This window comes from Streptomyces mayonensis, assembly GCF_018982965.1.
GTDB classification, from domain to species: domain Bacteria; phylum Actinomycetota; class Actinomycetes; order Streptomycetales; family Streptomycetaceae; genus Streptomyces; species Streptomyces mayonensis.
In genome coordinates this window covers 1-10,525 of sequence record NZ_JACBYP010000180.1, presented here as the reverse complement: position 1 = coordinate 10,525, position 10,525 = coordinate 1, and the positions used below count along the sequence as shown (strand labels likewise).

The window sequence follows — 10,525 nt, the reverse complement described above, 5'->3', positions numbered from 1 at the left end:
GCGGTCCTGACGGGATTTGAACCCGCGGCCTCCACCTTGACAGGGTGGCGAGCACTCCAAACTGCTCCACAGGACCAGGTTTCGCAGCGTGTTTTCCGCGTTGCGCTGCGAGAAGAGACTGTACAGGAGGGCGGCCCACCGGTCGAACTCACCCTGTGTGCGGGACCCGTCACGGCACGAGCGCGTCGATGGCCTTCACGATCCGCTTGTCGGAGACGGGGTACGCCGTGCCCAGCGCGTGCGCGAAATAGCTCACCCGGAGCTCCTCGATCATCCAGCGCACGTCCAGGACCTGCTGCGGCACCGGCCGGCCCGGCGGCATCTGCTCGAGCAGCCACGCGTATTCGTCCCGCATCTCGTGCACCTTCTCCATACGGGACGTGTCCCGCTGGGCCCCGGTCGGCATCTGCTGCAGCCGCCGGTCCGCCGCGACGAGGTAGCGCATCAGGTCAGGCAGCCGCCGGATCCCGGCCTCCGTCACGAAGCCCGGCTTCACCAGCGCGTCCAGCTGCGCACGCACGTCCTGGAGATTGGCCAGCAGCGCCGGGCTGCGCACGGCCTTCAGCCGGCGTTCGCAGGCCTGCCAGGCCGCCAGCACCTGCTGCACCTGGCCCACCGTACGGACCGTCGTGTCGACGATCTCGGCGCGGACCTTGTCGTAGAGCTTCCGGTACGACTCCTCGTCCCACGCCGGCCCGCCGAAGTCCGCGACGAGCTTGTCCGCCGCCGCCATGGCGCAGTCGTCGAACAGCGCCTGGACCGAACCGTGCGGATTCGCGGACAGGGCCAGCTTCTGCTGGTTGGACAGGTGATCGCTCGCGAACTTCGCCGGGTTGACCGGGATGTTGCGCAGCAGCAGCCGGCGGGTGCCCTTCCACATCGCCTGCGCCTGTTCCGCCTCGCTGTCGAAGAGCCGCACGGAGACGGTGTTCGCCTTCGGACCGTCGTCCACCAGCGCCGGGTACGCCTTCACCGGCTGCCCCGCCCGGCGCGTCTCGAAGACCCGGGACAGCGTGCCGATCGTCCAGTCCGTCAGACCCGTACGCTCCAGCGATTCGCCGCCACTGCGCTCGGCGGTGGCCGCGGCCGCCTGCGACAGCGCCTTGCGCGCCTTCGGCCTCAGCCGCAGCTTCAGCGCCTCAAGGTCCTTGTCCTCCGCCAGCTTGCGGCGCCGCTCGTCGACGATCCGGAACGTGATCTTCAAATGGTCGGGCACCTTCGCCCAGTCGAAGTCCTCCGCCTCGAACGGCACGCCCACCCTGCGCTTCAACTCCCGCGCCATGGTGACCGTCAGCGGCTCCTGAAGCGGCACGGCCCGGTCCAGGAACGCCTGCGCGTAGTTCGGCGCCGGGACGTAGTGCCGTCGGATCGGCTTCGGCAGGGACCGGATCAGCTCCGTGACGACCTGCTCCCGCAGGCCGGGGATCTGCCAGTCGAAGCCCTCGTCCGTGACCTGGTTGAGGACCTGGAGCGGCACGTGGACGGTCACACCGTCCGCGTCCGCCCCCGGCTCGAACTGGTACGTCACCCGGAACTTCAGCGGCCCCTGGCGCCACGAGTCCGGGTAGTCGTCCTTGGTGACCGCCCCCGCCTTCTCGTTGATGAGCATCTCGCGCTCGAAGTCGAGGAAGTCGGGCTGCTCGCGCCGTTTGTGCTTCCACCACGAGTCGAAGTGCGCACCGGACACGACGTGTTCGGGAACCCGCTGGTCGTAGAAGTCGTAGAGCGTCTCGTCGTCGACCAGGATGTCCCGGCGCCGTGCCCGGTGTTCCAGCTCCTCGACCTCCGTGAGGAGCCTGCGGTTGTCCGCGAAGAACTTGTGGTGCGTACGCCAGTCGCCCTCCACCAGGGCGTTGCGGATGAACAGTTCCCGGCTGACCTCCGGGTCGATCCGCCCGTAGTTCACCTTGCGCTGCGCCACGATCGGCACGCCGTACAGCGTCACCTTCTCGTACGCCATCACGGCCGCCTGGTCCTTCTCCCAGTGCGGCTCGCTGTAGGTGCGCTTGAGGAGGTGCTCCGCGAGCGGCTCCACCCACTCCGGCTCGATCTTCGCGTTGACCCGCGCCCACAGCCGGGACGTCTCCACCAGCTCCGCCGACATCACGAACCGCGGCGGCTTCTTGAACAGCGCCGACCCCGGGAAGATCGCGAACTTGGCGTTCCGTGCGCCCAGGTACTCGTTCTTGGCGCCCTCCTTCACGTCCTTCATGCCGACGTGGGAGAGGAGCCCGGCCAGCAGTGACACGTGCACGCGGTCGTCGGGGGCGTCGTCGTCGTTGAGACGGATGCCCATCTGCTTGGCGACCGTGCGCAGCTGCGTGTAGATGTCCTGCCACTCACGGATCCGCAGGAAGTTCAGGTACTCCTGCTTGCACATCCGGCGGAAGGACGACGAGCCCCGCTCCTTCTGCTGCTCGCGCAGATACCGCCAGAGATTCAGGAAGGCCAGGAAGTCACTGGTCTCGTCCTTGAACCGGGCGTGCTGCTGGTCGGCCTGCGCCTGCTTCTCCGCCGGCCGCTCCCTCGGGTCCTGGATGGACAGCGCCGCCGCTATGACCATGACCTCCCGGACACAGCCGTTCCGGTCGGCCTCCAGGACCATCCGCGCCAGCCGCGGGTCGACCGGCAGCTGGGCCAGCTTGCGGCCGGTGTCGGTCAGCCGCTTGCGTACGTCCTTCTGCGCCGGATCGAGCGCGCCCAGCTCCTGGAGGAGCTGCACACCGTCACGGATGTTGCGGTGGTCCGGCGGGTCGATGAAGGGGAACTTCTCGATGTCGCCCAGACCCGCCGCGGTCATCTGCAGGATGACGGAGGCGAGGTTGGTCCGCAGGATCTCCGCGTCCGTGAACTCCGGGCGTGCCTCGAAGTCCTCCTCGGAGTACAGCCGGATGCAGATGCCGTCACTGGTCCGTCCGCAACGGCCCTTGCGCTGGTTGGCGCTGGCCTGCGACACCGGCTCGATCGGCAGCCGCTGCACCTTCGTGCGGTGGCTGTACCGGGAGATCCGGGCGAACCCGGGATCGATGACGTACTTGATGCCCGGCACGGTCAGCGACGTCTCGGCGACATTGGTCGCGAGCACGATCCGGCGCCCGGAGTGCCGCTGGAACACCCGGTGCTGCTCGGCGTGCGACAGCCGCGCGTACAGCGGCAGCACCTCGGTGCCTCTGTACTTCTTCTTCTCCAGCGCGTCCGCCGTGTCCCGGATCTCCCGCTCGCCGGAGAGGAAGACGAGGATGTCGCCCTGCCCCTCGCCCATCAGCTCCTGGACGGCGTCGGTGATGGCGGTGATCTGGTCCCGGTCGGCGTCGTCGCCGTCCTCCTCCAGGAGCGGCCGGTACCGCACCTCCACCGGATACGTGCGCCCGCTGACCTCGACGATCGGCGCGTCGCCGAAGTGGCGCGAGAAGCGCTCGGGGTCGATGGTCGCGGACGTGATGACGACCTTCAGGTCCGGCCGCTTCGGCAGCAGCTGGGCGAGGTAGCCCAGCAGGAAGTCGATGTTGAGGGACCGCTCGTGGGCCTCGTCGATGATGATCGTGTCGTAGGCGCGCAGCTCGCGGTCGGTCTGGATCTCGGCGAGCAGGATGCCGTCCGTCATCAGCTTGATGAAGGTGGACTCCGGGTTCACCTGGTCGGTGAAGCGCACCTTCCAGCCGACGGTCTCCCCGAGCGGGGTGTCCAGCTCGTCCGCCACCCGCTCGGCGACGGTGCGGGCGGCGATCCGGCGGGGCTGGGTGTGCCCGATCATCCCGCGCACACCGCGCCCCAGCTCCACACAGATCTTCGGGATCTGCGTGGTCTTGCCGGACCCGGTCTCACCGGCGACGATCACGACCTGGTGATCGCGGATGGCCGCCGCGATCTCGTCCTTCTTCTGGCTGACGGGCAGCTGCTCCGGATAGCTCACGGCGGGCACGCGCGCCCGACGCTCACCGATGCGCTGCTCGGCCCTGGCCACCTCCGTCTCGATCTCGGCGAGAACGGCGGCGCGGGCCTCCGGCTTACGGATCTTCCGCGCACCCTCCAGCCTGCGACCGAGCCGGTGCGCGTCGCGCAGCGACAGCTGGGTCAGCCGGGGGGCGAGGGTGCCGAGGGCGGGGGCAGGGTGCGTAGACATACGGGTCCCAGGATCTCATCCCCGAGAATTTCCTGGCGAACGCTTTTGCCACGGCGCCTGCGCGGCACGATCCAGCGGTGCGAGGGGCGGCACGGACGAACCTGCGGGAACGTGCGGTCCGTGCGTCCACCCCCTCGGCCGCAGCCGGACGACGGGCGCGGCCGTTGCGCCGGAACGTCCTTCCGGCGCGTTGGCCATTCATGGGCGCTCGTGTTCGAAAGCCGAAGGGGCCAGAAGAAGGGGCCAGAGGAAGAAGCCAGAAGAAGGGGCCAGAATAGGGTGGCCGGATGACGGAGGAATTCGACAGGCGGAAAGTGAGTGGAAACCGGCCGCTGCAGGGCGCGGTCATCATGTCCGTCTTCGCGTCGATGTGGGAATTGCTCGGGGTCTCGGGTCTGGCGCCCCGGGTGCCGGTGCCGGCGCTGTTCGGTGCAGCCGCCCTGGCGGTCGTCGTGGCCGTCACCGCGGTGGTGCTCACCGTCCGTTGCGGGACCCTGCCGGGGCCGCGGCACGTACGCCGGGCTGCGGTCGACAGTTTCCAGGTCTTCGGCCGGGTCAACGTCGGCCAGACCGTGGCGATCGTCGCATCCGTGATGCTCCTGGGCCGCTTCGACCAGTGGGTGTACGTCCCCGCAGCCGTGTGCCTGGTGGTGGGGGCACACTTTCTGCCGCTCGCACGGACCTTCGCCCAGCCGCAGTACTGGTGGACGGGAGGGCTGCTGATGGCGCTCGCGCCGGTCGGCGCGGTGGCCCTCGGCGGCGACGGAGCGAACGGTCGTGTCCTGCTGGGCTTCGGTGCCGCCCTCGTCCTGTGGACCACCGCGTTGCACGTCGCTCGCAAGGGCTGAGCAACGGACCTACCCGCCGGCCTTTGCGTTCCTTGAATTCCGCGCCGCGCGGCCACGTCGACAGCACTTCGATCAACGCGTGTGCCTCTGTGGTTGTCGACGTTACGCGACCGGAAAGGAATTCTCGGAAGGGATTCTCAGGCCGTCACCCGACCATGAACGCCTGGGGCATGCGACCTGAGCATGCCCCAGGGCATGCAACCCGGGCCATGCAACGCGAACGTCCCGGACGGCATGCCGTCCGGGACGTCTTTCTTGCTGGTGGCTGGGGCCGGGGTCGAACCGGCGACCTTCCGCTTTTCAGGCGGACGCTCGTACCAACTGAGCTACCCAGCCGTGAGGTTTCACGTGAAACCTCAGCGGTCCTGACGGGATTTGAACCCGCGGCCTCCACCTTGACAGGGTGGCGAGCACTCCAAACTGCTCCACAGGACCAAGCTTCATACGACAGTGTCGCACATGTACTGCGTGCCCCCAACGGGATTCGAACCCGTGCTACCGCCTTGAAAGGGCGGCGTCCTAGGCCGCTAGACGATGAGGGCTATCGGCCCGCCTGGGCGCTTCGCAGCGCGTCGGGGACGTGAGAAGCATATGGGATGGCGGGAGGTATCGCCAAAACGGTTTACGGAGCGCTCGACGACGGGGTGCCCGGGGAGGAGGGAGAGGGGGACGTGGCGGAGGGGGACGGGGCCGCGCCCGGCTGGTTCTCCTTCGGGAGATGGCGGCTGACCTCGGCCGTCGTCAGGCCCAGGCCGCCCAGCTTGATCTGGTCCCAGGCCTGGAGGCGCCGGGTGTCCCGGTCGAAGTAGAGGACGGACGCCTGGATCGGGTCGGGGTACTTGCCCTCGACCGCGCGCAGTCCGCTGCCTCCGGTGGAGCCCTCGATCCGCAGCCGGGTGCCGTACTTCATGACCTCCATGTCCTCGTGGTGGAGGTGGCCGGAGAGGACGAGCGGGACCGCGCCGTCGACCTCGCGGGCGGCCGACGGCTCGTGGGCGACGGCGATGTCCACGGGGGTGCCCGCGGCGGTCTGGTCGCGCAGGGCCGAGGCCAGGCGGGCGCCGGCGAGTTCCTGGGAGGCCTCGGCGCCGTCGCTCTCGGAGCGGTCGGGGGTGTACTGGGGGTCGCCGATGCCGGCGAAGCGCAGGCCGGCGACGGTCCTGGCCCGGCCGTCGTCCAGGACGTGCACGTTCTTCAGGTGCTGCAGGTACTCCTGGGTGCCCCGGGAGTCGTGGTTGCCGCGGACCCAGACGTAGGGGGCGCCGAGGTCTTCGACCGGGTCCAGGAAGCCGTTCTCCGCGGCCGTGCCGTGGTCCATGGTGTCGCCGGAGTCGACGATGACGTTCACTTTGTACTGCTCCACGAGCGAGGCGATGATCTTCCAGCTCGCCGGGTTCAGGTGGATGTCGGAGACGTGCAGGACGCGGATGGTGGTCGGGTCGGGCTGGTAGGCGGGGAGCGTGGAGGTCACGTCGTAGAGCTTGGTGACGTTGGTGACCAGGCGGGCCAGTTCCTGCTGGTAGACGTCGAACTCCGTGACGATGCTGCGCGCGTTTCCGACGAGGGAGGGCGCGGAGGACAGCAGGCCGGAGAACTTCGGTTCCAGGACCGAGTCGGGGTTCCACGTGGCGTACGCGGTGCCGCCGGAGGCGAGCAGGAGGGTGAGGGCGAGACCGCCGGCGCCGAGTGCGCGGCGGGGGCGCCGGTAGACGAGGAGGCCGAGCGTGGTGGCGCCGGTGACGACGGCGACGCAGGAGCGGACGGCGAGGTCGAGCGTGCCGTGTCCGACGTCCTGGGCGACCTCGTCCTGGAGGCCGGAGAGTCGCTCGGGGTGGTCGACGAGGGCCTGGGCGCGGGCGGGGTCGAGCTGGTCGACGTTGACGTCGAGGCGGACCGGGGCGACGTGGCTGTCGAGTTGGAGGGCGCCGAGCGGGGAGACGTTGATCTTCGTGCCGCCGTTGAGGGAGGGGCGCAGGGTCATCGTGGTGTTCATGGGGCCGACCGGGACCCGGACGTTGCCGACGACCAGCAGGCCGAGCCAGGCGCCGAGCAGGACGACGGCGACGAGGCCTGCGGCGCGGGTCCAGGGACGCGGCCGGGCGGCGAGCTCGGGTGTCGGTGTCGTGGCGGCGGGGCGGGCCCGGTGCCGGCGGACAAGGGCGCGCGGGGCGCTGCGGATGCGGTTCATCACCTCGGCCAGGGCGTGCAGGACAGCGGCGTGGACGCGGGCCATTGGTCCCGTATGCCCATGGCCCGGGGCGGATATGCGGGTCGTACCGCACGGTCGTACCCGACAATGGGGCTGTGCTGGAGATGACGCGCGAGGAGTTCGAGGAACTGGTCGCCGAAGCCCTGGACCGGATCCCGCCGGAGCTGACGCGGCTGATGGACAACGTCGCGGTGTTCGTCGAGGACGAACCGCCGGCGGACGACCCGGAGTTGCTCGGCCTGTACGAGGGGACGCCGCTGACGGAGCGGGGGGAGTGGTACGCGGGCGTGCTGCCGGACCGGATCACCGTCTACCGGGGACCGACTCTGCGGTTCTGCGAGACGCGTGAGGACGTGGTGGCGGAGACCGAGGTGACGGTGGTTCACGAGATCGCGCACCACTTCGGGATCGACGACGAGCGGCTGCACGCCCTCGGGTACGGCTGACGCGGGCAGCGGGGCAGCGGGGCAGCGGGGCAGCGGGGCAGCGGGCTGCGGCAGCGGACTGCGGGCGTCGGGCCGCGGGCCGGCGGCTGCGAGCTGGGGACTGCGGGCTTCCGGGTACGGACGAGGCCGCGAGGCTCGCGGGTACGGGTGACGCGGGCGGGTCAAGTCTGCCTCGCCGGGCGCGTGTCCTCTTGTGGGTGACGGGAGTTGGGCACGGCGACTCCCTGACCCCCGGAGGTGGCCGCCCGTGCGCCCCTTGTACGTACCCGTCCGTCTGGCCGCCACGGCCGTGGCCGTCGTCGCCGCCGCAGGCTGCATGAGCGTCGGCGACGAGTCCGGAGGAGGCGTCGGTCCGTCGCGCTCCGCCGGGGAGCGGGGCGGTGAGGTGTCCGGGGGCGGCACCGCCGTGTCGGGCGGAAACGCCGGGTACGGTCCGGCGGCGGCCGACGGCGGGCACGGCAAGCGGCAGAGGGGCGACGGGGAGGACGGGGGAGAGAGCGGGGGCAAGGGCGAGGAGGAGGACGGCGGGGACGGCGGAGACAAGGGCGAGGACGCGTCCCCCTCGTCCGCGCCGCGCTCCCGCGAGACCCCGGATCCGCCGGAGCAGGGCGGCGGGGGCACTGAGGGCGGGGGCGAGTCCCGGCCCACCCGGACGCCTCCCGCGGAGCCCAGCCGGACGCCGGAGCCCCAGCCGGAGCCGACCGAGGAGCCGCCCCCGCCCCCGGACCCGGATCCGACGGTCGCGGAGCCGTCCTCGTCGGCGCACGAGCCGCCGCAGACACAGCTGGCGCAGCGCGAGCCGGCACCGGAGGCGGGGGCTCCCGCGTAGGGCGGGCGGCCCCGCCGGGCCCTGATCCGGTCGGCTCGGGCGGTCCCACCGGGCCCTGATCCGGTCGGCTCGGGCGGTCCCACCGGACCGGGCTCCGGTCGGCTCGGGCGGGACCGCGGGGCCCGGCTCCGGTCGGCCCTCGTCGGCCGGTTTGCCTTCGGGGGTGGGAGGTGCGTATGGTGGTAGATCGTTTGATCCCATTTGCCCGGCGCCATCGCAGAGCGCGCCGTGTGGCGCGTACTCTCCCCTTGCCGTGGTGGACCGCATCGAGGCGGTCGTATTGCGAATCGCGATTCACGGAGTTGACGGGCGCGTGCCGACGAGAGACTCCGGAAGGTTTCGCATTCGCATGTCCATGACCAGTACCGATCACGTCGTCGTGCCCGAGAACGCCGAAGGCGTGGCGGGCGCACCGGAGGCCGTCGAGGCCCCCGCGACCACTGACACCGCGGCGACCACCGACGCCCCCGCGGCCGCCGAGGCGCCCGAGCCGACGTTCGGCGACCTGGGTCTGCCCGAGGGCGTCGTGCGCAAGCTCGCGCAGAACGGCGTGACCACCCCCTTCCCGATCCAGGCCGCGACCATCCCGGACGCGCTGGCGGGCAAGGACATCCTCGGCCGGGGCCGCACCGGCTCCGGCAAGACCCTCTCCTTCGGTCTGCCGACCCTGGCCACGCTGGCCGGCGGCCGCACCGAGAAGCACCGGCCGCGCGCCGTCATCCTCACCCCGACCCGTGAGCTGGCCATGCAGGTCGCCGACGCGCTCCAGCCGTACGGCGACGTCATGAACCTGCGCATGAAGGTCGTCTGCGGCGGCACCTCCATGGGCAACCAGATCTACGCCCTGGAGAAGGGCGTCGACATCCTGGTCGCCACCCCGGGCCGCCTGCGCGACATCATCAACCGCGGCGCCTGCTCCCTGGAGAACGTGGAGATCGCGGTCCTCGACGAGGCCGACCAGATGTCCGACCTGGGCTTCCTGCCCGAGGTCACCGAGCTGCTCGACCAGGTCCCCGCGGGCGGCCAGCGGATGCTGTTCTCCGCCACGATGGAGAACGAGATCAAGACCCTCGTCGACCGGTACCTGAAGAACCCGGTCAGCCACGAGGTCGACGCGGCCCAGGGCGCGGTGACGACCATGTCGCACCACATCCTGGTCGTGAAGCCCAAGGACAAGGCGCCCGTCACCGCGGCCATCGCCTCCCGCAAGGGCCGCACCATCATCTTCGTCCGCACCCAGCTGGGCGCCGACCGCGTCGCCGAGCAGCTGCGCGAGGCCGGGGCGAAGGCGGACGCGCTGCACGGCGGCATGACCCAGGGCGCGCGCACCCGCACGCTGGCCGACTTCAAGGACGGTTACGTCAACGTCCTGGTCGCCACCGACGTCGCCGCGCGCGGCATCCACGTCGACGACATCGACCTGGTCCTGAACGTGGACCCGGCCGGCGACCACAAGGACTACCTGCACCGCGCGGGCCGCACGGCGCGCGCCGGCCGCACCGGCACCGTCGTCTCCCTCTCGCTGCCGCACCAGCGCCGCCAGATCTTCCGGCTGATGGAGGACGCGGGCGTCGACGCCACGCGCCACATCATCCAGGGCGGCGCGGCGTTCGACCCGGAGGTCGCCGAGATCACCGGCGCCCGGTCGATGACCGAGGTCCAGGCCGAGTCCGCGGGCAACGCGGCGCAGCAGGCCGAGCGCGACGTCGCCCAGCTCACCAAGGAGCTGGAGCGGGCGCAGCGGCGCGCCACGGAGCTGCGCGAGGAGGCGGACCGGCTGGTCGCCAGGGCGGCGCGCGAGCGGGGCGACGACCCGGAGACGGCGGTGGCCGAGGCGGCCGCGGCCGTGGCGGTGGCCGAGGTCTCCCTGCCGGAGCAGTCGTCCGGCGCCCGGGACGTGGAGAAGGCGGAGCGGGGCGGCACCGGCCGCGAGCGCTTCGCCGACCGCGGCGAGCGCTCTCACGACCGTCGTGACGACCGTGGGGGTTTCCGTCGTGACGACCGGCGCGACGACCGCGGTGGGCGTTCCTTCGACCGGCGTGACGACCGCGGTGGCTTCCGTCGCGACGA

The 10,525-nt window shown here is 71.0% G+C and carries 6 protein-coding genes and 4 tRNA genes; 4 read left to right on the top strand and 6 right to left on the bottom strand.

Annotated elements, in window-relative coordinates:
* Position 1: 1 nt before the first annotated feature.
* Positions 2 to 76 (bottom strand) — tRNA-Asp (locus HZS56_RS35890).
* 93 nt (positions 77 to 169) lie between these two features.
* A complete protein-coding gene (gene hrpA, locus HZS56_RS35885) occupies positions 170 to 4,123 on the bottom strand; it encodes an ATP-dependent RNA helicase HrpA (protein WP_216724998.1) in 3,954 nt (1,317 codons plus the stop codon).
* 287 nt (positions 4,124 to 4,410) lie between these two features.
* Here hrpA and HZS56_RS38635 point away from each other — a divergent pair, with 287 nt between their 5' ends.
* Positions 4,411 to 4,971 carry a hypothetical protein gene (locus tag HZS56_RS38635; RefSeq protein WP_253915454.1) on the top strand — a complete coding sequence of 187 codons (561 nt, stop codon included), beginning with the start codon at positions 4,411 to 4,413 and terminating at the stop codon, positions 4,969 to 4,971.
* Positions 4,972 to 5,230: 259 nt separating this feature from the next.
* On the opposite strand, the gene HZS56_RS35875 is transcribed toward HZS56_RS38635, so the two are convergent.
* The 4 genes from HZS56_RS35875 to HZS56_RS35860 all read right to left on the bottom strand — a co-directional run bounded on the left by HZS56_RS35875 (position 5,231) and on the right by HZS56_RS35860 (position 7,204).
* Positions 5,231 to 5,307: transfer RNA gene (locus HZS56_RS35875), tRNA-Phe, on the bottom strand.
* A gap of 24 nt (positions 5,308 to 5,331) precedes the next feature.
* A tRNA-Asp gene (locus tag HZS56_RS35870) sits at positions 5,332 to 5,406 on the bottom strand.
* 34 nt (positions 5,407 to 5,440) lie between these two features.
* Positions 5,441 to 5,513 (bottom strand) — tRNA-Glu (locus HZS56_RS35865).
* A gap of 80 nt (positions 5,514 to 5,593) precedes the next feature.
* Positions 5,594 to 7,204, bottom strand: a complete 1,611-nt coding sequence (locus HZS56_RS35860; protein ID WP_216724997.1) for a metallophosphoesterase family protein — start codon at positions 7,202 to 7,204, stop codon at positions 5,594 to 5,596.
* 71 nt (positions 7,205 to 7,275) lie between these two features.
* Here HZS56_RS35860 and HZS56_RS35855 point away from each other — a divergent pair, with 71 nt between their 5' ends.
* The 3 genes from HZS56_RS35855 to HZS56_RS35845 form a co-directional block, all read left to right on the top strand.
* Positions 7,276 to 7,626, top strand: coding sequence for a metallopeptidase family protein (locus tag HZS56_RS35855; protein WP_216724996.1), 351 nt, complete (start codon positions 7,276 to 7,278; stop codon positions 7,624 to 7,626).
* 247 nt (positions 7,627 to 7,873) lie between these two features.
* Positions 7,874 to 8,455, top strand: coding sequence for a hypothetical protein (locus HZS56_RS35850; RefSeq protein ID WP_216724995.1), 582 nt, complete (start codon positions 7,874 to 7,876; stop codon positions 8,453 to 8,455).
* A 349-nt stretch (positions 8,456 to 8,804) separates the two neighbouring features.
* Positions 8,805 to 10,525: DEAD/DEAH box helicase (locus tag HZS56_RS35845; RefSeq protein WP_216724994.1), on the top strand; the 1,721-nt coding region annotated here is incomplete at its 3' end.